The 20,567-nt window shown below is 70.6% G+C and carries 22 protein-coding genes; 10 read left to right on the top strand and 12 right to left on the bottom strand.

Annotated features, from left to right (window positions below; all coding sequences use genetic code 11):
* Positions 1-27 precede the first annotated feature (27 nt).
* From mads1 to BLT43_RS16315, 4 genes are all read right to left on the bottom strand, one after another.
* Positions 28-216 carry a methylation-associated defense system helix-turn-helix domain-containing protein MAD1 gene (mads1, locus tag BLT43_RS16335; RefSeq protein WP_090114594.1) on the bottom strand — a complete coding sequence of 63 codons (189 nt, stop codon included), beginning with the start codon at positions 214-216 and terminating at the stop codon, positions 28-30.
* 577 nt (positions 217-793) lie between these two features.
* A complete protein-coding gene (locus BLT43_RS19485) occupies positions 794-994 on the bottom strand; it encodes a helix-turn-helix domain-containing protein (RefSeq protein WP_090114591.1) in 201 nt (66 codons plus the stop codon).
* A gap of 603 nt (positions 995-1,597) precedes the next feature.
* A complete protein-coding gene (locus tag BLT43_RS16320; protein WP_090114589.1) occupies positions 1,598-2,494 on the bottom strand; it encodes a DUF305 domain-containing protein in 897 nt (298 codons plus the stop codon).
* A gap of 91 nt (positions 2,495-2,585) precedes the next feature.
* A complete protein-coding gene (locus BLT43_RS16315; RefSeq protein ID WP_090114587.1) occupies positions 2,586-4,937 on the bottom strand; it encodes a heavy metal translocating P-type ATPase in 2,352 nt (783 codons plus the stop codon).
* Positions 4,938-5,086: 149 nt separating this feature from the next.
* Between BLT43_RS16315 and BLT43_RS16310 the strand changes: the two genes are divergently transcribed.
* Positions 5,087-5,365 carry a metal-sensitive transcriptional regulator gene (locus tag BLT43_RS16310; protein ID WP_090114585.1) on the top strand — a complete coding sequence of 93 codons (279 nt, stop codon included), beginning with the start codon at positions 5,087-5,089 and terminating at the stop codon, positions 5,363-5,365.
* Positions 5,366-5,449: 84 nt separating this feature from the next.
* Here BLT43_RS16310 and BLT43_RS16305 read toward each other — a convergent pair whose 3' ends face one another.
* The gene (locus BLT43_RS16305) at positions 5,450-6,526 is read right to left on the bottom strand and encodes a polyheme membrane-associated cytochrome C (RefSeq protein ID WP_207497622.1); all 1,077 of its coding nucleotides are present in this window, start codon (positions 6,524-6,526) and stop codon (positions 5,450-5,452) included.
* 133 nt (positions 6,527-6,659) lie between these two features.
* Here BLT43_RS16305 and BLT43_RS16300 point away from each other — a divergent pair, with 133 nt between their 5' ends.
* The 9 genes from BLT43_RS16300 (at position 6,660) to BLT43_RS16260 (ending at position 13,849) form a co-directional block, all read left to right on the top strand.
* Positions 6,660-7,751, top strand: a complete 1,092-nt coding sequence (locus BLT43_RS16300; protein ID WP_090114584.1) for a hypothetical protein — start codon at positions 6,660-6,662, stop codon at positions 7,749-7,751.
* Positions 7,748-8,536 (top strand): RnfABCDGE type electron transport complex subunit D, encoded by a 789-nt coding sequence (locus tag BLT43_RS16295; RefSeq protein ID WP_165612649.1) that lies wholly within the window; start codon positions 7,748-7,750, stop codon positions 8,534-8,536. The genes BLT43_RS16300 and BLT43_RS16295 overlap by 4 nt, the downstream gene beginning before the upstream one ends.
* Complete coding sequence (locus tag BLT43_RS16290) at positions 8,529-9,290, top strand: FMN-binding protein (protein WP_090114580.1); 762 nt, start codon at positions 8,529-8,531, stop codon at positions 9,288-9,290. The genes BLT43_RS16295 and BLT43_RS16290 overlap by 8 nt, the downstream gene beginning before the upstream one ends.
* Complete coding sequence (locus tag BLT43_RS16285; RefSeq protein WP_090114578.1) at positions 9,287-9,934, top strand: NADH:ubiquinone reductase (Na(+)-transporting) subunit D; 648 nt, start codon at positions 9,287-9,289, stop codon at positions 9,932-9,934. Before BLT43_RS16290 ends, BLT43_RS16285 begins: the two co-directional genes overlap by 4 nt.
* Positions 9,931-10,530 carry an NADH:ubiquinone reductase (Na(+)-transporting) subunit E gene (gene nqrE, locus BLT43_RS16280; RefSeq protein ID WP_090114576.1) on the top strand — a complete coding sequence of 200 codons (600 nt, stop codon included), beginning with the start codon at positions 9,931-9,933 and terminating at the stop codon, positions 10,528-10,530. The genes BLT43_RS16285 and nqrE overlap by 4 nt, the downstream gene beginning before the upstream one ends.
* Positions 10,527-11,738: an NADH:ubiquinone reductase (Na(+)-transporting) subunit F gene (gene nqrF, locus BLT43_RS16275; protein ID WP_090114574.1), complete on the top strand. Its 1,212-nt coding sequence runs from the start codon at positions 10,527-10,529 to the stop codon at positions 11,736-11,738. The genes nqrE and nqrF overlap by 4 nt, the downstream gene beginning before the upstream one ends.
* A gap of 2 nt (positions 11,739-11,740) precedes the next feature.
* A complete protein-coding gene (locus BLT43_RS16270; protein ID WP_090114572.1) occupies positions 11,741-12,715 on the top strand; it encodes an FAD:protein FMN transferase in 975 nt (324 codons plus the stop codon).
* Between the two features lie 124 nt (positions 12,716-12,839).
* A complete protein-coding gene (locus BLT43_RS16265; protein ID WP_090114570.1) occupies positions 12,840-13,232 on the top strand; it encodes a CBS domain-containing protein in 393 nt (130 codons plus the stop codon).
* Between the two features lie 155 nt (positions 13,233-13,387).
* Positions 13,388-13,849 carry a DUF2267 domain-containing protein gene (locus BLT43_RS16260; protein WP_090114568.1) on the top strand — a complete coding sequence of 154 codons (462 nt, stop codon included), beginning with the start codon at positions 13,388-13,390 and terminating at the stop codon, positions 13,847-13,849.
* Between the two features lie 236 nt (positions 13,850-14,085).
* Here BLT43_RS16260 and BLT43_RS16255 read toward each other — a convergent pair whose 3' ends face one another.
* The 7 genes from BLT43_RS16255 to BLT43_RS16225 form a co-directional block, all read right to left on the bottom strand.
* Positions 14,086-14,823 (bottom strand): VIT1/CCC1 transporter family protein, encoded by a 738-nt coding sequence (locus BLT43_RS16255; RefSeq protein ID WP_090114566.1) that lies wholly within the window; start codon positions 14,821-14,823, stop codon positions 14,086-14,088.
* 2 nt (positions 14,824-14,825) lie between these two features.
* Positions 14,826-15,239, bottom strand: coding sequence for a c-type cytochrome (locus tag BLT43_RS16250; protein ID WP_090114564.1), 414 nt, complete (start codon positions 15,237-15,239; stop codon positions 14,826-14,828).
* A 311-nt stretch (positions 15,240-15,550) separates the two neighbouring features.
* Positions 15,551-16,174 carry an ABC-type transport auxiliary lipoprotein family protein gene (locus BLT43_RS16245; protein ID WP_090114562.1) on the bottom strand — a complete coding sequence of 208 codons (624 nt, stop codon included), beginning with the start codon at positions 16,172-16,174 and terminating at the stop codon, positions 15,551-15,553.
* Between the two features lie 10 nt (positions 16,175-16,184).
* On the bottom strand, positions 16,185-17,903 hold the full coding sequence (locus BLT43_RS16240) for an MlaD family protein (RefSeq protein WP_090114560.1): 1,719 nt from the start codon (positions 17,901-17,903) through the stop codon (positions 16,185-16,187).
* 3 nt (positions 17,904-17,906) lie between these two features.
* Positions 17,907-18,680, bottom strand: a complete 774-nt coding sequence (locus BLT43_RS16235; RefSeq protein ID WP_090114624.1) for an ABC transporter ATP-binding protein — start codon at positions 18,678-18,680, stop codon at positions 17,907-17,909.
* 14 nt (positions 18,681-18,694) lie between these two features.
* Positions 18,695-19,816 carry an ABC transporter permease gene (locus BLT43_RS16230; RefSeq protein WP_090114558.1) on the bottom strand — a complete coding sequence of 374 codons (1,122 nt, stop codon included), beginning with the start codon at positions 19,814-19,816 and terminating at the stop codon, positions 18,695-18,697.
* Between the two features lie 316 nt (positions 19,817-20,132).
* Positions 20,133-20,489 (bottom strand): RidA family protein, encoded by a 357-nt coding sequence (locus BLT43_RS16225; RefSeq protein ID WP_090114556.1) that lies wholly within the window; start codon positions 20,487-20,489, stop codon positions 20,133-20,135.
* Positions 20,490-20,567: the final 78 nt, after the last annotated feature.

Below are 20,567 nucleotides of genomic sequence, written 5' to 3'. Positions count from 1 at the left end.
TCTTCTCACTTTTCGCCTGGTCTGCGATCAGGCGCCTAGGTCGTCGGCGGCCTTTCCGTTTCTGACCCATTCATCGATTTCGTCGGTCTTGAATTTCCAAAGTCGACCGACCTTGTGCGCTGGCATCTCGCGCTTGGAAATCCACCCGTAAACAGTATCCTTGCTGACACCGAGATAATCAGCGATCTCCTCGACGGAGAGCCAGCGATCGGTCATGGTGCGGCCCTTCCAAGTGCAGCTTGCGTATTTGAACACAATCTTTACACCCCCCGTTGGCCGAGTAAACCGGATTTAGGCGGATTAGACCGGTTTTGTTGTGCTTGGACTCGAGCCTCCGTGCCCGGCGTCGGCACTCGCTGCGAAGAGGGCGTGCCGGATCGACCAACGCGCCCTGAGCCTCGTGGAAGCTGGCTCGGCAGTGCGATGTATCCTGCATAGGCCGTGCTATACCGATCCTGGCGTCCAGATGACGTCGGGCAATCTGTATGGTACAAGCCCCGGCCTTGTCCGGTGCGATCTCGCTGAGCTCCCGGTTTTCGAATGCCACGAGATCCTCCATCCGGTAGATAACGCGGCGTCCGATCTTGATGAAGCGAGGCTCGTCACCAAGGGAGCGCCAGTATTCGAGGGTGCTGTGGCTGATCCTCCATGGTGCTGCCAGCTCAATTTGGGTCAGACGTATGTCAAACATTTTCGTTCCCTTTCGTGCGATCTCAACCGCCGCAACGCAAATTCCCTGCGCGTCCAACACGATGCTTCGCGCAGGGTTTTCCTGACAATGCCCGCGCCGGATTCAGCGCCCGACCTTTATCTCCTCCAAGTCGCGAAGCTCTTGATTTTCGAACGCCATCACATCTTCGAGGCGGTAGATCACGCGCCCGCTGAGCTTCATGAAGCTCGGTCCTTCGCCAGTCCACCGCCACCGCTCAAGTGTCCTCGGGCTAATTCTCCATCGGGCAGCCAGATCGATTTGACTGAGGCAAATTTCTCGCATTTTCGTTTCCTTTCGAACGACCTCCATGGTCGCAAGACAACGAATGCGTAGAAAGAAAACGTATTCAAGTCAGTGTGTTGCTGGGCTTTTCGCGTTGCGGGCGCGTTCCGTCGGACGGTCGGCGCAGCAGCGAGTTTCAGGCCAGCGTCATGTCAGATCACGCAATTTCCGTCAGAACATCGCAAGACACGTTAGCCTGCCGGAGCTTCCTCAGGGGTCACAGGAGAGGGTCCAGTTGGAAGGGCATTTCCTCCGCCATATTCCCTCGCGATAGTGTTCTCCCGGTTTTCGAGGGTTGTCAGGTTCGAGCTGAACACTGTTCGTTTCTCGGGGTAGCCAGAATCGTTCCTCTTGGCGCCGTATCCTCTGAGCCGCATGACTACGCCGAATGGAGACAGGGTTTGTAGGCCCTCAATATCTCTCGGCTTTTCGTGCTGACTATCCGAGCATCTCCGACGCTACTCGCGCTCGCCAAGATGGAACGGAGATTGAACCCTTGTCGTTGCGGCCGTTCGATGCGGGCGCGCGGTCAACGCTGCGCCCGCGAGCCAGATGGACGAGAGGGCGGAGAGCGGCCAATCTCTGCGCTTTACGCAATGTCAGTCATGCGGCGCAGTCCAGAAATCCTCGATAGCCCACCCGCAAGCCCTGCTCGAGATGGAAGGTCATCTCGGCCTCGGCGCGGCGCAGGCTGTCGTCGGTGTCGGTCCAGTCGGCGCCGGGGTCGGGCCTGACGGAGATCTCGATGTCCTCGGCGGCGAGCCGGATGCCGTCGTCCAGCGCCTCGACCGCGACAGGCGCGCCGGCGGCGAGCGGGATCAGCACGCCCGACAGCTTGATCGCACCGCTCTCGCCGGCCATGGCGAGCACCGGCTCGCCCTCTTTGGTGCGGCGGAAGGCGCAGGTCGCGTCGCTTGCCAGCGCGGTCTCGATCTCCTCGGATGTCAGCCCTGCCGGGTCGAGGCTGGCCAGCTGCGCGGCGCCGAGCGCCTCCTCGACCGTGCCTTCCTCGGCGGGGGCCTCGGATTCGCCCAAGGCCGGATCGTTGGCGATGCCGTTCTCCTCGATGTCGGCGATCAGGTGGCGCATCTCGCCGATCTCCTTGCGCTGCGCGGCGATGATCTCGTCGGCGAGCTTGCGCACCCGCGGATCCTCGATCTGCGCGCGCTCCGAGGTCATGATCGCGATGGAATGGTGCGGGATCATCGCCGCCATGTAGCTGGTGTCGTCCACCGTCTCCTGGCTGCGGATCAGCCACAGCGTCACGCCGAAGACCGCGACGGCGCCGGCGTAGATCGCGATGTTGATCGCAGTGCTCGTATACATCGACAGCATGAAGCTGAGCATGATCACCGCCATCACCGCGCCCATCAGGAGCGCCATGTAGGTCCGGGTCTCGCTGAAGAAGACGTGCTCGAAGGCGTAGGTGTTGAGATACATCAGCCCGAACATCACCACCGTCGAGGTGGCGATCATCGCGGCGAAGCGCCAGTAGGACATCGGTTTCTCCTTTCACTGCCGGACCGGGGAGGGCCCGCTTGCATGCGAAGGGGCGCCGCCGGACCGGTGGTCCGGCGGCGCCCCGGGTGGTTCAGTCCGTCTCGAAGCCGACCCGCGCGGCGCGCAGCCTGAGCGCGTTGCCGATCACCGAGACCGAGGACAGGCTCATCGCGGCCGCCGCGATGATCGGCGAGAGCAGCAGCCCGGTGAACGGGTAGAGCAGGCCGGCCGCCACCGGCACGCCGAGGCCGTTGTAGAGGAAGGCGAAGGCGAGGTTCTGCTTGATGTTGCGGACCGTCGCGCGGCTCAGCCGCCGGGCGGTCACCAGCGCCGTCAGGTCGCCGCGCACCAGCGTGATGCCGGCGCTCTCGACCGCGACGTCGGCGCCGGTGCCCATGGCGATGCCGACATCGGCGGCCGCCAGCGCGGGCGCGTCGTTCACCCCGTCGCCGGCCATCGCGACGGTGCGGTCCTCCGATTGCAGCCGCCGGATCGCCGCCTGCTTGTCGGCGGGCAGCACCTCCGCGATCACCTCGTCGATGCCGAGATCGGAGGCCACGGCGCGGGCCGTGACTTCGTTGTCGCCGGTCAGCATGACGATCCTGAGGCCCTCATCGTGCAGCGCCGCGATGGCGCGAGGCGTGGTTTCCTTGATCCGGTCGGCCACGGCGACGAGGCCCGCCGCACGGCCGTCCGCGGCGACGAGGATCGCCGTCTGTCCCTTGCGGCGCGCGGCATCGGCGCGCTCGGACAGGGTGGTGGTGTCAGCGCCCGCATCCCGCATCATGGCGAGGTTGCCGATCGCGACGCTGCGGCCCGCGACGCGGCCCGAAATGCCCTTGCCGGTGGTGCTGTCGAAGCTCTCGACCTCGGGCAAGGAAACGCCGCGCGCCGCAGCGCCCTCGACGATGGCGCGGGCGAGCGGGTGCTCGGAGCGCGCCTCGAGCGCCGCGACGAAGCCCAGCAGCTCGTCCTCTTCCATGCGCTCGGCCACCACCTCGACCAGCGCCGGGCGGCCCTCGGTCAGCGTGCCGGTCTTGTCCACCACCAGCGTGTCGACGGCGGCGAAGCGTTCCAGCGCGGCGGCGTTCTTGATCAGCACGCCGTAGCCCGCGCCCTTGCCGACGCCGACCATGATCGACATCGGCGTCGCGAGGCCGAGCGCACAGGGGCAGGCGATGATCAGCACAGAGACCGCCGAGACCAGCGCGAAGGCCATGGCCGGATCGGGGCCGAAGATGCTCCAGACCACGAAGGCGAGGATCGCCACGCCGACCACGGCGGGCACGAAGTAGCCCGAGACCTTGTCGGCGAGCTTCTGGATCGGCGCCTGGCTGCGCTGCGCCTCGGCCACCATGGCGACGATGCGGTTGAGCATGGTCTCGGCGCCGACCTTTTCGGCCCGCATCACGAAGCTACCGGTCTGGTTCAGCGACCCACCGGTGACCGGATCGCCCTCGGCCTTCTCGACCGGGATCGGCTCACCGGTGATCATGCTCTCGTCGATCGAGGAGCGGCCCTCGACCACCACGCCGTCGACCGGCACGCTCTCGCCCGGCCGCACCCTGAGCCGGTCGCCTGCGCGGACCATGTCGAGCGGCACGTCGCGCTCGCCCCGCGCGTCGACCAGCCGCGCGGTCTTGGGCGCGAGGTCGAGAAGCGCGCGGATCGCGCCGCCGGTGCGCTCTCGGGCGCGCAGCTCCAAGAGCTGGCCCAGCAGCACCAGCGTGACGATCACCGCCGCCGCCTCGAAATAGACGCCGACCTCGCCCTCGTGGCCGCGGAACTGCGGCGGGAAGAGCTGCGGCGCGACGGTGGCGACGACCGAGTAGGCATAGGCCACGCCGACGCCGAGCGCGATGAGCGTGAACATGTTGAGGCTGCGGCGGACGATCGACGCCCAGCCGCGTTCGAAGAAGGGCAGCGCCGCCCAGAGCACCACCGGCGTGGCGAGGATCAGCTCGATCCAGTCGAGCATCGGCGCGGAGATGATGGCGAAGGCGTGCGGTGCGAAGTGCCGGCCCATGGCGATGATCGCCAGCGGCACGGTCAGCGCCGTGCCCAGAACGAAGCGGCGGCGGAAGTCGAGATACTCCTCGCTCGGCCCCTCGGTCATCGGAATGCCCTTGGGCTCCAGCGCCATGCCGCAGATCGGGCAGGAGCCGGGGCCGACCTGCTCGATCTCGGGATGCATCGGGCAGGTGTAGATGACGTCCTCGAGCTCGGGCGGCGCGGCCTTCAGCGCCGGGTCGAGGAAGATTTCGGGCCGCGTCTCGAACTTCTCGCGGCACTTGGCCGAGCAGAAGTAGAAGGTCTCACCCTCGTGCTCGGACACATGCTTCGCGGTCTCGACATCGACCGACATGCCGCAGACCGGATCGGTCGCGGTGCGGTCGGCGGGCAGGTCGTGGTGATGCGCATGCGCATGGCAGCCGTGGCCCATGGCGCGTCCTCCTGTGCTCCCGAGGCGCCGACTCGGCGCCTCGATGCCCGAACATACCCCCTATGGGTATATGCCGTCGAGATACCCATATGGGGTATGTCCGCAACGGGCCGGGCGACGTATGGTTCCATGAGCCGGAGGTGCGAGAGATGCAGGAGAGGCGGAACAAGGCGGCGATCCAGAAGCGGCTGGCGCGGCTCGAGGGCCAGATCCGGGGGATCTCGCGCATGGTCGAGGCGGACCGCTACTGCGTTGACGTGCTGGCCCAGACCGCGGCGGTGCGCTCGGCGCTGAAGGCGGTCGAGCGGCTCCTGATCGAGGACCACGCCGATCATTGCATGGAGGCGGCGATCCTCTCGGGTCACCCGGACGAGCAGCGCACCAAGTTCCGCGAGATGGTCGCGCTGCTCGAGAGGGCGCGGCAGTAGGTCAGCCGCCGGCGCCGGTGCGGCCGGCCCTCGAGATCGGCGCCTTGGCAGGGCACGCAGTTGTCGAGGTAAGGCTGGCGGCTATCATGGCCGCTCGACTTCCAGCTCTTCAGCCAACACGCTCGACAGATCGGCGAGGCTGTCGATGACCAGCTGCGCCGCGTAGTGCGGATTGTGGGCATAGGCTCCGTGGTCCTTGGCGACGAACTGGTAGTTGTAGGCCGCCCGCAAGAGGCGCGGCGTCCATGCGGCGTAGGCGTTTCCTCGCTGCAGCTCATCCTCGTCGCCGATGCCGTCGCCGTCGAGATCGGCGAAGAAATAGGGATAGGCCGCCGGATCGTAGAGGATCGGGCGATCCGAGATCTCGGCCGCGTAACGCGTGATCGCGGCGCCGAGACGATCGTGCAGGGCTGCGAGTTCGTGGCCGATGCCGGTGTCGGCAGTCCCGTCCCCGTCGAGATCTTGGGCGGTCGTGCGAATGTCGTCGAACGCCCGGATGCCGGCATGGCAGTCCGTGCAATCGGCGATCTCGAGGCTCGTGTCGTGCGGGCCGTGGCATCCGACGCAGCTTTCGAGCCCCGGCACGTGGTTGAAGCGGCCGGCATAGTCCCGGTCGGGATATTCGTATCCGCCGGCGACCTCGGACCCCATCTGCGTGGTGGCGGCCGCCGAATAGTGCACGTTGATGAACGACAGCTCGGGCACGACCTCGTCGGGCGGCATGTTCGCGGTCGCGGCATCGACATCCCCGCCCCAGGCCCGACCCTGGTGGCAGATCGCGCAGGCGGTCGATGTTCCGAAGCTGGCGGTATCGCCCGAGGGAAACAGCACCTCCTCGATCCTAGAGACGGCCGGGTCATGGCAGCTCTCGCACTCGACCAGTGAGCCGGTCGGCACGGGGTGATCGATCCGGCCCGGCGATTGGCGCGGGCCGTTCGCATAGGCGACGAAACCGGGCGTCGAGTGGCACACGGCGCAATGGCCGGGGATCTCGCCTTCGGCATCCCAATGGCGGAAGGCTTCCGCCGCCGTCTTTGCATGGGCGGAACCGAGCCAGTCCGAGACGATCTGCTCGGGGCTCGGCGCGGCGTCCTGAGCGGCCGGGGGCGAGCCGAGCCCACCCGCGGCGATGACGATGACCGTGATCGTGAGCCGTGACATGACCTGACCCTCCACGCTGCGATCGCGGTTTCGAATCTAGGGAAGCCGTCAGGCGCGGCCTTGACCTGAATCAAGGCGCGTGCAGCGGGGTGGGGGAGATACTCGTCGGAACGGTTTCCGGGCGGGAAGGCCGATGTTTCACGAGCACCCGAATCCACGCGACGCTGCCACGACGCAGTTCGACCGCTCCGCGGCGCCGGATCTGGTCCTCGACGCCTCGGCCCTGCCCGGATTGCGGCTGCGCTGCGATCTGCAGGCGGGCGATCGCATCGCGATCGGCGACGAGATCGCGCATGACAGGTTGCAGCCCCGATTGCGCCTGGTCGCGCCGGCGACCGGCCGGATCACCGATCTGAGGCGCGGCCTCGGACGGCGGTTGGAGCGCGTGGTGATCGAGGTGGATCGCGACGCGCCGACCGAGGTTCGGCTCCGACCGGCCGAGGACCCGCGCGAGGCGTTGCTGGCCAACGGGCTGTGGCCGGTCTTCCGCCGCCGTCCCTTCGGTCGCGTGCCCGGCGTCGAGGATGTGCCGGACGCCATCTTCGTGGATGCCCTTGGCGGGCCCGAGGCCGCCGGCGCCGCGGCGATGCGGGCCCGTCCGGACCTGCTCGAGCCCGGCCTTGCCGCGCTCGGCCAGCTCTCGTCGGGGCCGGTGTTTTTCTGCCGCGATGCCGGCGCGGGCAATCTGCCCATCGGGACGGCGCGGGCCGAGACCGGCGCCGGCGCCACCATGGGACACCGCGTGGCGCGCCGGCACAGCGTCGCGCGGCAGGGCGCGGTCTGGACCGTGCCGGTGCAGTCTGTCCTGACGATCGGCCAGCTCGTCTCGCCGGGGCGGCTGGACTTCTCGCGGTTCCGGGCATGGCCGGGGGATCGTGCGCCGCGCCGCGTGCTGCCGGGGGAATGGTGCGGGCGCGAAGCAGGGCGGGTGCCGTGGTTCGAGTCCCCTCACGGCGCCGATCCGGGGCGCGTGTCGCCACCGGGCAGGCAGGTGCCGCGGCCCATCGTTCCCGTTCCGGCGCTGGATGCGGCCTTGCCACGGCAGCTGCGGGCGGTTCCGCTGCTGCGCGCGCTGTCCGTCGGAGATGCGGAGGCGGCGCGGCGGCTCGGATGCCTCGACCTGCTGGAGGAGGACATGGTCGAGGCCAGCGCGATCTGCGCCAGCGGGTCGGATTACGGGCGCCTGCTGCGGCGCGTGCTCGACCGGCTGGAGGCGGAGGGATGACATACGCCGCGCCCCTGGCGCTGCGGCGGCACGCGGCGCGGTTCGAACTGCGGCTGCGGCTTGCCGCGCTGCTGCCGCCGGTCGCGGTGCGGCTTGCCGTCGAGCCGGGCGCGGCTGCGGCGCTGCTCGTGGCGGTGACGGTCGCGCTGGGCTGCGACCTGGTTTTCGCCGAGCTGCGCCGCAGGCCGGTGCGCGGCAGCGGCCTCGTCGCGGCCCTGATCCTGGCGCTGCTCGCGCCAGCCGAGGCCGGGCTGGGCGAGATCACCGTCGCGATGGCGCTGGCCGTTGTGCTGGGCGAACTGGTCTTCGGCGGGGTGGGGTTCGGCTTCGTCAGCACCGGCGCGCTGGCGCTGGGCATCCTGTCGCTGTCGTTCCCGCATCTCGCGCCGGTGGCGCCGCCGCCCCCCGCGCTCTGGGCCGCGCTGCCCGGCGCGGCGCTGCTTCTCTGGTGCGGGCTGGCGGCGATGCCGGTCGTGCTCGGCATGGGGGTCGGCGTGGCCGTCGCGGGCGCGGTGGCGGGCTGGCCGGGCTGGCCTGCCGCCGCAGTGCTGGCCTTCGGCGCGGTCTTCCTGGCGGCCGATCCGTTCGGCGGGCCCGTGACCGCGCTCGCCCGCTGGCTCTTCGGCGCGGCGGTCGGGGCGCTCGCCCTGCTGCTCGCCCCGGCCCAGGGCGCCGTCGCACCGGCGCTGGTCTTCGCCGTCCTGTTCGGCAATGTCGCGGCGCCCTTGGCCGATGCGGCCGTGCTCGCCGTCGACGATCTGAGGCGGGGAGGGCGGCATGGCTGAGACCCGAGGGATCTGGGGACGCTTTCTCGACCGGCCGAACGAGGACCCGGTCAAGGCGATCGGCATGGCCGGGATCGTGGCGCTCTGCGCGGCGCTGGTCCTGTCGACGACCGCGATCCTGCTGCGGCCGTTGCAGGAGGCGCATCTCGAGGCCGCCCGCGCGGCCCGGATGGAGGAGATGCTCGACACGCTGCCGGGCCTGCGCGACCTGATGCGCGAGGCCGGGGTGGACGCGCTGGAGACCCGTCTCGTCGCGCTGTCGGACGGCCGCTTCGTCGCGGTCGGGGACGGCGCGATGGAACCGGTGCCCGAGGCGGAGGACATCGCCGGGCTGGGCGAACGCCCCGCCGTGGTCCCGGTTCACCTGCTCGAGCGCGACGGGCGGCTGGCACTGGTGGTGCTGCCGGTGAGCGGTCAGGGCTACCAGTCGCGGATCGAGGCGCTGCTGGCGCTCGAACCCGACCTCAACACCGTCGCCGCGCTCGCGATCACCGCGCAGGGCGAGACGCCCGGCCTCGGCACCCGCATCACCGAACCCGACTGGCTCGCGCTCTGGCCGGGCCGCGAGATCGCCGACGAGACCGGGGCGATCCGCATCGCCGTCACCCGAGGCGATGCCACGGGGCCGCACGAGGTCGACGGCATCTCGGGCGCGACCCGGACCGGCAACGGCGTCGCGAACATGGTGCGGTTCTGGATGGGGCCATGGGGCTACGGCCCGTTTCTCGACCGGCTGCGGGAGGGGGCGGCATGAGCGCGCGCGACCGCCTGGTGTCCCCGCTGATCCGCGACAACCCGGTGACGCGGCAGATTCTCGGCATCTGCTCGGCCCTTGCCGTCACCACCTCGATGACCACGGCGCTGACCATGAGCGCGGCGCTGGTCTTCGTGCTTTGCACGGCCGCGGCGCTCATCTCGGCGATCCGCCGGCACATCCCGCGCGCGATCCGGCTGATCCTGCAGATCACGATCATCGCCACGCTGGTGATCCTCGTGGACGAGCTGCTGCGCGCCTACGCCTTCGCGCTGAGCGAGCGGTTGTCGATCTTCGTCGGGCTGATCGTCACCAACTGCCTCGTGCTGGGCCGGGCCGAGGCCTTCGCGATGCATCACCCGGCGGGCGCGGCCGTTCTCGACGGGCTGGGCAACGCGCTGGGCTACGGCCTCGTGCTGATGGTCGTGGCGGCGATACGGGAACTGCTCGGCACCGGGGCGCTGTTCGGCCGGACCGTCCTGCCGCTCGCGGAGGAGGGCGGCTGGTTCGCGCCGCTGCGGCTGATGCAGCTCGCCCCGGCGGCCTTCTTCGTGCTCGGCCTGCTGGTCTGGGCGATCCGGAGCGCCCGGCCCGAGCAGGTCGAGCGGCCCGAGCATCGCCTCGCGCCGGAGGCGGAGCCATGAGCGGCATCCTCTTCGACGCGATCTTCGCGGACAATCTCGCGCTGAGCTTCTTCCTCGGCATCTGCACCTTCCTCGCGGTGTCGCAGAAGCTCTCCACCGCGGTCGGCCTCGGCCTGGCGCTGATCGCGGTGCAGGGCGTCACCGTGCCGCTGAACGCGCTGATCTACCACGCGCTTCTCGCGAAGGGCGCATGGGGCTGGGCCGGTCTGCCGGAGGTCGATCTCACCCATCTGCGGATCATCGTCTTCATCGGCGTGATCGCGGCGGTGGTGCAGGTCTTGGAGATGGCGCTCGACCGCTTCGTCCCGGTGCTGCATCGCGGCCTCGGGATCTTCCTGCCGCTGATCACGGTGAACTGCGCGATCCTCGGCGGCAGCCTGTTCATGGTCGAGCGGCGCTACGACATCGCCGAGGCCGCCATCTGGGGGATCGGCAGCGGCATCGGCTGGGCGCTGGCCATCGCCGCGCTCGCCGCGATCCGCGAGCGGCTGCGCTATGCCGACATGCCCGAGGGGCTGCAGGGGCTCGGCGCCGCGTTCATCGTCACCGGGCTGATGTCGCTCGGCTTCACCGCCTTCGGCGGGCTGGCGCGATGAGCGCCCTGGCCGGAGCGCTGCTGCTGACGGCGCTGCTGCTCGCGCTCTCGACCGCCGTGCTGCTCGCCCGGCGGCTGCTGGTGCCGCAGCGGGCGGTCCGTGTCTCGGTCGAGGGTGGCCCGGGCTTCGAGGCCAGCACCGGCGAGACGCTGCTTGCCGCGCTGGAGCAGGAGGGCATCGACCTGCCGGCCGCCTGTGGCGGTACCGGCACCTGCGGGCTGTGCCGGCTCAGGGTGACCGAGGGCGGAGCCGATCCGCTGCCGACCGAGACCGCGCGGCTGAGCCGGGCCGAGCTGCGCGAGGGGGCGCATCTCGCCTGCCAGGTGGTGCTGCGCGGCGACCTGACGGTGGCGCTGCCCGAAGGGCTCGCCCCCGTGGCGCGGCTCGACGCGGTGGTGGCCGCGACGCGGATGCCGAGCCCGCTGATCCGCGAGATCGAATTGGCGCTGCCCGAGGGCGAGGCGCTCGACTGCGAAGCGGGCGCCTTCGTGCAGGTGACGGCGCCGCCATTCGCACTCGACTTTGCCGAGATCGCGGTGCCTGACCGCCACACCGAGGCTTGGCGCGGGTTGCGCGGGCTGAGGGTGTCGACGGATGTGCCGGTGACGCGCGCCTACTCGGTGGCGGGCCGCCCCGAAGACGCCGCCGCGGGCCGGATCGTCCTGATGATCCGCCTCGCGCTGCCGCCGCCCGGCCTGCCGGGCGTGCCGCCGGGCGTGGTCTCGTCCTGGCTGATCTCGCGCCGCGTCGGAGATCGCGTGGCGCTGTCGGGGCCGCATGGCGGGTTCCGCGCGCGCGAAAGCGGGCGCGAGATGGTCTTCGTCGGCGGCGGCGTCGGACTGGCACCGCTCAGGGCGATCATCCACGACCGGCTGACGCGCGCCGGCGACAGACGGCAGATGAGCTTCTTCTACGGCGCGCGGGGGCCGGGCGACCTGCTGCATGCCGACGAGTTCGAAGCGCTGGAGCAGGGCCATCCGAACTTTTGCTACACGCCGGTCCTGTCCGAGCCCGAAGCGGGATGGGCCGGCCCGGCCGGCTTCGTCCACGAGGCGCTGCGGGACCGCTTCCTCATGGATCATCCGGCGCCGGAGCGCTGCGACTACTACCTGTGCGGCCCGCCCCTGATGACGGCGGCCGTGCGGATGCTGCTCGAGGAGGCGGGCGTGCCGCCCGGGCAGGTCTTCAGCGACGATTTCGGAGTTTGACCATGCAGATGACGCGCAGATCCATGCTCGCAGGTGCGGCGATGACGTTCCTCGCGGGGCCGGCCTTCGCACGCGATGCGAGGGTCATCGGCGGGCGGGCCTTCGGCAGCTACTGGCGCTGCGTTCTGCCCGGCGGCGCCGATGCCGGTCGGGCCGCGCGTGGTCTGCGCCGTGAGTTCGACCGCATCGACAGGGCCTTGTCGCCCTGGCGCGCCGACAGCGCGGCGAGCCTGCTGAACACCGCGCCCGGAGGGCGGTGGATCGAGACGCCACCCCTGCTCGATACGGCGCTGCGGGAAGCGGAGGCCGCCCACGACGCCAGCGGTGGCGGTTTCGATGCCCGCCTCGGCCCGGCGGTCCGGCGCTTCGGGTTCGGACCGATCATGGGCCGGGTGGAGACGGGGTGGTTCGAACTGCGGGGCGACGCGGCGCGCAAGTCCTTCGGCCTCCTGACATTCGACGCCTGCGGGCTGGGCAAGGGGCTGGCGCTCGACCTCGCGATCGCGGCGCTGCGGCGCGAGGGATGCGGGCAGGCACTGCTCGAGATCGGCGGCGAGGTGAGAGCCATCGGCCGCCATCCCTCCGGGCGGCCATGGCAGATCGCCGTCGAGCGACCGGGCGGCGGCGTGCAGCGCCTTCTGCAGACCGGAGACTTGGCGCTCGCCACCTCCGGCCATGCGCCCAACGGCGTGGCGGAGCTTAGGCTGGGCCATGTCATCGACCCGCGCAGCGGCCGCCCGGCGGAGCCGCGGCTGGCGCAGGTCTCGGTCCTTGCCGAGACCGGCGCGCGGGCCGATGCGCTGGCCACCGGCCTGCTGGCGCTCGGGCCGGTCGCGGGGCCATGCCAGGCCCGCAAGACCGGCATCTCGGCGTTGTTCCTCCTGCGCAGGGAGGACGGTTTCCGGGAGATCGTCACCGGCGGCTTCGACGCGATGCCCGCGGATCGGGAGGGCCTGAGATGGCGGTCTTCGCTCTGAGCCTGCTTCTCCTGCTCGGCGCGATGGCCGGGCTGGCCATCGGCCTCCTTGCCGGCCGGGGCGCGCCGCGCGCGGGCTGTTGCGGCGGCGCCTGCGATGCCTGCCCGAAAGGAGGGCGAGGCTGATGCGCCGGGTCGCGGACATCATGTCGCGTGACGTCGTGAGCTTCGCGCCCGAGACCGAGATCCTGCGCGCCGTGGAGGTGCTCGTGGCCCGGGGCATTTCCGGAGCACCGGTGGTCGATGCCGATGGTCGCGTGCTCGGCATGCTGTCGCAGAAGGATTGCCTCCGCGCGGCGATCGAAGGCGCCTATCACCGCGAATGGGGCGGCCCGGTCTCGGCGGTGATGAGCCGGGACGTGAAGAGCCTGCCGCCGGATCTCGATCTGCTGGGGGCCGCGCGGGTCTTCGCGCAGGACCCTTACCGTCGCTACCCGGTGGTCTCGGACGGCCGGCTCCTGGGCATGGTCAGCCGCAGCGACGTGCTGGCAGGCCTGTTGGCAAGCTGGGCCGAATAGGAATCCGGCCCGCATTCGCCTTCGCGCGGCGGTCCGATGGCTTCTCGACCGGCCCGAACGGCCTGATCCGGCCGGCGGCGCTTGATCAGGATCAAGGTCCGGCCCGGCCGCGGGGGTCATGCTCAAGGCCATCCAGACAGCGAGGAGGGGGAGCCATGACGACGACGGGAATCACGGCCCTGGACCACGGACCGCAGGTGGTGGCCGAGTGGCTGAACGAAATCTGCCGGGATCTCGACTGGGACGGCCGCAAGCCGCGCGCCTACATGCTGTTGCGCGCGACATTGCACACGCTGCGGGACTTCCTGCCGCTCGACGAGGCGGTCGATCTCTCGGCCCAGCTGCCGGTGCTGGTGCGCGGGATCTATTTCGAGGGCTGGGACCCCTCGAAGGCGGTGCCGCGCCCGCGCGACAAGACCGAGTTCCTCGACCGGATCGGCGCGCATTTCACCAAGGAGGCGCTGGACGACCCGGAAACGGCTGTCCGTGCCGTCTTCGGGCTGCTGCGCCGCAAGACGTCCGCAGGCGAGATCGATGATGTGGCCCACGCGATGCACAAGTCGCTGCGCGAGATGTGGGAGGTGTCGAGTCGCCCGGTCGCGCTGGGCGGGGCCTAGAGCGCGGCCGGTCGGTCCGGACCCGTGCCGAGTCAGGGGAAGGGCGATGAGCAATGGGGCCATCGCGGCCCGCCTCGCCCTGATCCGGGCCACCTCCGATCTCGAGGCCGAGATCGCGGCAGTTGCGAGGGAAGAACGCACCGGTCACGAGATCCTCCGACGGGCGCTCAACGCGTTCTCGCCAGATCGCCGAGAACGCGTTGGTGGATGGAGGGGTGCTGGTAGCCGGATCGCTTCTAGCCGATCCCGCGGAACAGCGATCCGACCAGGTAAGCGATCGCCGCCGCCGTGCCGCCGATCGCCAGCGTCTCGGCGCCAGAGCGCCACCACGGCGCCAGCGACCAGCGGCTCTTCAGCGCGCCGATCGCGAAGAAGGCGGCCGCGGTCATGGCGACCGACAGGCCGAAGGCCGCGTCGAACCCGAGCGCGAAGGGCGCGAGCGGCACCAGACCGGCGACGAGGAACGCTGCGAAGGTCACCAGCGCGGCGGGCAGGGGGGCCGGTGTCTTCGGGCTCAGCCCGTATTCGTCGACCAGCATCAGCTCCACCCAGGCGCGGCGGTTGCGCGAGATCGCGGTCACCGCGCGCTCGAGCACCGAGCCGCCGAGCCCCTTGGCCGCGAGGATCTGGCGGATCTCCTCGCGCTCGCCCTCGGGGTAGAGGTCGATGTGGCGTTCCTCGACCGCTCTGAGCCGTGCGGCGTCGTCGCGCTCGGCCTTGGTGCCGGAATAGTTGCCCGCCGCCATAGAGAAGCCGTCGGCCAGCAGGTTGGCCGCGCCCAGAGCGAGGATAATTTTCGGAGACAGCCCGGCGCCCTGCACGCCCGCGACGATGGCGAATGTGGTCACGGCCCCGTCCATCGCGCCGTAGATCGCGTCCTTCAGGTGGCCGCCATGTCCGGCGCGCGCCAAGCGCTGCGCGATCTCGGCGCGGCCATGGCCATGATCGGCGGGAGGCCTGCCGAAGCTCAGCATGGTCAGCCCGCAACCTGGATGGTTTCGAGCCAGTGGATCAGGTCGGTGATCGACTGGCTGGTCAGCACCGGCTGGCCGGACTGGGCGGAAAGCGCCCCGAAATCGCTGTCGAAGACCGGCCCGAAGATCGGCATCTCGCCGCCATGGCCGGGCAGGGGGTCGCGGCCGTCGATCTGGCGGGTGGCGCGGGCGACCGGGAAGCGGCCGCCATTGCGCTCGGACAGCCGGGTGAGGTCCGGCGGCGCCTCCTTCAGCACCTCCGCGAAGGGCCCGTCGCCGCGCGCCTCCGCGCCGTGGCAGGACTGGCAGAACACCATGTAGAGATCGTGCCCGGCTTGGATCGAGAGCGGGTCCTCGACCTCCTGCGCCTGCGCCGCCCCGGCGATGAGCAGGATGATGGGGAGAAACGGTCGCATGATCGGCTCCTGTGTTGCGGCCCCAGCTTCGCCCGGGACCGCGCCGCCCACCTTGACCTGCATCAAGCCGGAGAGGGGGGCCTCGGACCGGCCGAAGGCAGGGGCGGTGTGGGCCGCAGTCCGAAGGTCGCCGGCATGAAGCGGATACTGGTCGTGACGGATCTGACGGGGCAGCGCGCCCGCAGCGCTGGGGCGGTCGGCGGTGATCGGTCGCAGCGAGGCCATGCTTGCGCCTACGACTTCGTGCCCGGCACCGTGACCCGGGGTCTCCTGCGCGGTGCGAAGCGAACCGTGCCGTTCTGCAAGAGACCTCAGCTGCCGGCGCCCACAGCGCCGAGCAGCCAGCCGGTGAACTCCCCGAGCGCGGCGCGGCTGGCCCGGTCGAAGGCCGCGGCCAGCGCCGGGCTGTCGGTCGAGGGCGCGTCGGCCCCGGCCTCGATCCGGCGCGTCGCGACGACCGCAGCGTCGCTTTCGCGCACAAGCCGGACCAGCAGCGCGACCTCGATCCGCGCGCCTTCGGCCGCGAAGGCTTCGGCGTGGAAACCGGCGATCTCGGTCAGCACCGCATAGTCGCCGCCGACCCCCAGCGGGCGGCGCCCGGCATAGCGCAGCGCGCCGCTGTCGCCGAGACTGCGCACCATCAGCGTTTGCATCATCTCGGGCACCGGGTCGGCCCAGCGCGCGTCGGGAAGGTACTGCGCCCTGAGCGGGTCGGGGCGGATCATGATCCGGTCCGTCGCGATGCTGCCCCCGGCCTCGGGCAATTCGACGATCACGTCCAAGGGCAGCGGCGCGGTGGCGGTCGCCGCGATCTCGGGCGGGCGGAGGTCGTAGACCTCGAGCGGCGCCGCGGCCCGGTCGAAGACATCCAGAGCACCGCACCCGGTCAGCATCGCCATCAGCCCGAAACCGGCCACACCTCGAACCCAGCCCATCGCCTTCCCTTCACCTGCGGAAGGCCGGGGCCCGGTCGTCCAGCAGGAAGCGGGCGGGGTCCCGATCCATCCGGCCGACCATGCGGTCGATATTGCCGACCAGGGCGCGCGCCTCCTGTGCCAGCCGAGCATAGCCCGGGAGCGCCTCGGCCGTGAAGCCGTCCAGCGCGGCCCCCGACCGCGCCACCGTGGCGGCGAAGGTCTCGAAGGCCAGCGCCGCGGCGCGGCTCGCGACGCGCAGATCCTCGCCGATCCGGGGCAGTTCCGCCGAGACGGTGCCGATGGCGGCCTCGAGGCCCGACGCGGCGCTGCGGACATCCGCGACCAGCGGCGCGATCTCCTCCTCCGCGATCCGGGCGGTTTCGGTGAAGGTGCGGTCGGCCGAGGCGAAGGCGGCCTCGCCACGCTGCATCGCCGTGTCGAGGGACCGCATCGCGCCTTCGGCCGCCGCCAGCCCGTCCGCCGCCCCGGCGACGAGGCTCTCGGCCGAACGGGCGAGCCGGCTGGCGCTTTCCGCCGTGCTCGCGATGTCGGGTCCGAGTGCCGCCACCAGATCGCCCATGGCCTGCCCGGTGCCGCGCAGCTCGGACAGCATCGGGGCTAGTTCCTCGTCGACCAGCCGACCGGTGCGCGCGATCAGCTCTCGGGCGGATCGCGACAGGGCCGCGATCTCGCGGTCGGCGACCCCCTCGATGGCGACCGCGGCGCGCTCGGCGGCCTCGACCGCGGGGCCGATCCGGGCCAGGGCGCCCGCCGTGCCCTCCATCAGCCCGGCGGCCTCGTCGAGGCGGGTCCGGGCCACGTCGCCCGCCGTGGCGAGGCTGTCGATCATGCGCCGCGCTTCCGGCCCGAGAAGCCCTATCTCGGCCCGCAGGTCCTCGAGCATCAGCCGCAGCGCTTCGCTCGCCGCGCTCGCCTCCTCGGCCATGTAGCGGTCGGCCTCGTCCACGAGGTCGCCCACCGCCTGCAGGGTGTCCGAGCCGCTGTCCAACGTGGTCCCGGCGGCATCCGCCAGCGCCTCGATCCGGGTCATCGTGGTCTCGGCCCGGTCGGACAGGGCCACCAGCCGCCCGGCCAGCGCCTCCCACGCGTCGTTGAAGCGCCGGGCCTCGTCTGTCACGCCGGTGATCGCCTCCGCCGTGCCGGACAGGTCGTCGAGCGTCTCTGCCAGCGCCGCGCTGGCGCTTTCGGTGTTGTCGAGGATGCGCGCCACACGGTCGCGGTTCGCCTCGCCCAGAAGGTCGTCGAGCCGCTGCATGACCGAGAGCGCCTCGTCCATCAGCTCGGGCGCGCCGCGCGTCAGCGATTGCAGCATGGAGGGGCCGGCAATGATGCGGGGCGGCGCCTCGCCCGGATCGGCGGAGAGCAGCGGCGCGTCGAATGACCCGGCCTCGATCGCGACGTAGGACACGCCGGTCACGCCCAGCGCCTCGATCCGGGCGACGCTGTCGCGCCGGACCGGGGTGTCGGCCTGCACCTGCACCACCACCCGGATCGCGCCCGACTGGTCGGGCGCCAGTGCGAGGTCGGTGACCTGGCCCACGAGCAGCCCGCCGAAGCGCACCTCCGAGGCGCGGCCCAGCCCGGAGACGCTGTCGAACTCGATCTCGTAGGTGGCGAACTGCCGGTCCAGCTCGATCCGCGCGAACCACAGCGTGAAGAGCAGGATGCCGACAAGACCCGCGAGGGTGAAGGCGCCGACCAGCACGTAGTTGGCCTTGGTTTCCATGCCTCACCTCCCTCCCGGTCCGGATGGGGCGCGGCGGGCCGCCCGTCCGCGGGGCCCGTGGAAATAGTCGCGCACCCAGGGGTGCTCGACCGCCAGCATGTCGTCGAGCGTGCCGGTCGCGAGCACGCGGCGTTCGGCCAGAACCGCCACGCGGTCGCACAGCGCGTAGAGCGTGTCGAGATCATGGGTCACGAGGAACACGCTCAGCCCCAGCGCCTGCACGAGATCGCGCATCAGCCGGTCGAAGGCCGACGCGCCGATCGGGTCGAGCCCGGCGGTCGGCTCGTCGAGGAAGACGATCTCGGGATCGAGCGCCAGCGCCCGCGCGAGGCCCGCGCGCTTGCGCATGCCGCCCGACAGCTCGGCGGGGTAGGTATCGGCCGCGTCCGGGGGCAGGCCGACCATGGCGATCTTGAGGTCGGCCAGCGCGCGCCGCGTCTTGGGGTCGAGCCCGTCGATCGCGCGCAGCGGCACCTCGACGTTCTCGCGCAGCGTCAGCGAGGAGAACAGCGCCCCGTCCTGGAACATCACCCCCCAGCGCGCCGCGATGCCGGCATGGCGGGTCTCGTCGATGCCGGTCATGTCCTCGCCGAACACCTCGATCCGCCCGGCGCTGGGCCGCCTGAGCCCGACGATGCTGCGCAGTAGCACCGACTTGCCGGTGCCCGATCCGCCGACCACGCCCAGCACCTCGCCGCGCCGCATGTCGAGGTCGAGCCCTTCATGCACGACATGCGGCCCGAACCGGTTCTCCAGCCCGCGGATGCGGATCACCATGTCGGCCGCGCCGGTCACAGCCCCACCTGCGCGAAGAGGATCGAGAACAGCGCGTCGGTGACGATGACGGCGAAGATCGCGGTGACCACGGCGCTGGAGGTCATCCGGCCGAGCGACTCGGCGCTGTTGCCGACCTGCATGCCGGCGCGGCAGCCGACGATGCCGATGATCAGCGCGAAGACCGGCGCCTTGACCAGCCCGACCACGACATGGATCGGGTCGGTGCCCTCGATCAGCCGGGTGCGGAACATCGCGGGCGAGATGCCGAGCTCGGCCCATGACATGAGCGCGCCGCCGATGAGGCCGCTGACATCCGCCACCAGCCCGAGGATCGGCAGGGTGATCACCAGCGCGACGAGCCGCGGCAGCACCAGCGCGTCGGCCGGGTCGATGCGCAGCGTCCGCATCGCGTCGATCTCCTCGCGCATCTTCATCGAGCCGATCGCGGCGGTGAAGGCCGAGGCGGTGCGCCCCGCGACGATGATCGCGGTGAGCAGGATGCCGAGTTCGCGCAGGATCGAGATGGCGATCAGCTCGACCACGAAGATCTCAGCGCCGAAGGGGCGCAGTTGCGTCGCGCCTTGGAAGGCGAGCACGACGCCGATCAGGAAGGCCATCAGCGCCACGATCGGCACCGCGCGCAGCCCGACCTCCTCGCAGTGATGCACGAGCGCGGTCAGGTGGAAGCTACGTGGCCGCCGCAGGGCGTTCGAGAGCCGGGCCGCGAAGAGCCCGAGATATTGCAGCAGATCGCGCAGGAAGGCGCCGGCATCGGCCACGCGGCGACCGATCCGGTCGAGCAGCATCGCCGGGGAGAGCGGGCGGTGCGGCTTCGCCTCCGCCCCGTCGAGATTGGCCCGCACCGCCTCGATCAGCGGCAGGGCATGCGGCGGCACCGACGCGATGACGAGTTCCGTTCCGGCCTGCCGCAGACGCTCCTGCTCGGCCAGCAGCAGCCACGCCGCGGCGCAGTCGAGCCGTTGCAGCCCGGCCAGCGAAACGGTGGCGCGCGGCGCCCCGCCGATCCCGGCGAGCAGCCGCCGGAGACGATCGAGGTCCGTCAGTCCGATCTGGCCGTCGAGCGCGAGGACCGGACCCTGGGGGTGTTCTGGTTCGACCGTTGCCAATATCGAGATCCTTCGGGGCCGCCCGGCATGGCCCGCGCCGGAATGCGGGACCGAGCGGGGCCTCGATGGCGATGATGGCGCGGGGCTTCGCGCGGGCCTTGATCCAGATCAATTGCCGGAAAGGTGCGCCGGAATGTTCACGGTCGAGGCTCCCTTCGCCCTCGCCATCCGCCGTCGCGAAATCGATCGCCCGAGCAGGCTGCGGTCGACGCAGCGCGCGAAGGCATTTCGACCTCCCCTGTATCGCACGACAATGCGATGGTACGCGTCGTCGGCCCTGCGCGCGGATCCCACCCATCGAGGCGGGATGCCGCCCGATATCCGGTCAACGCTCCGCGGCGATGGCCAGCACCTCAATGCGGTAGTGCGGCTGCGCCATGCGAGCCTCGACGCAGACCCGCGTCGGCGGCGTGACGGAGGAGACCCACTCGTCCCAGACCGCGTTCATGCCGGCGTAGTCGGCCATGTCCGAAAGCCAGATCTGCACCGAGATCAGGTCGTCGCGGCCGCAGCCCGCCTCCGCGAGAAGCGCGTCGACCTTGGCGAGGACGTCGCGCGACTGCACCGCGATGTCGCCGTCCTTGAGCTGCGACACCTGCCCGGCGAGATGCACCTGGCCATTGTGGACCGCGATCGCGGAGAAGCGGGATGAGCCGCCGATTTTCCTGAGGGTGCCGGTCATGTCTCGCTCCTTGCAGCTGGCATCTGCCGGTCTTGTAGACAGCCCCATCCGCTTCAGGCAAAGTTCATTATCTGAAAT

It is taken from the genome of Limimaricola pyoseonensis (genome assembly GCF_900102015.1).
Lineage (GTDB): Bacteria > Pseudomonadota > Alphaproteobacteria > Rhodobacterales > Rhodobacteraceae > Limimaricola > Limimaricola pyoseonensis.
Note: the sequence above shows the minus strand (reverse complement) of the source record. Positions and strands in the feature narration are given on the sequence as shown.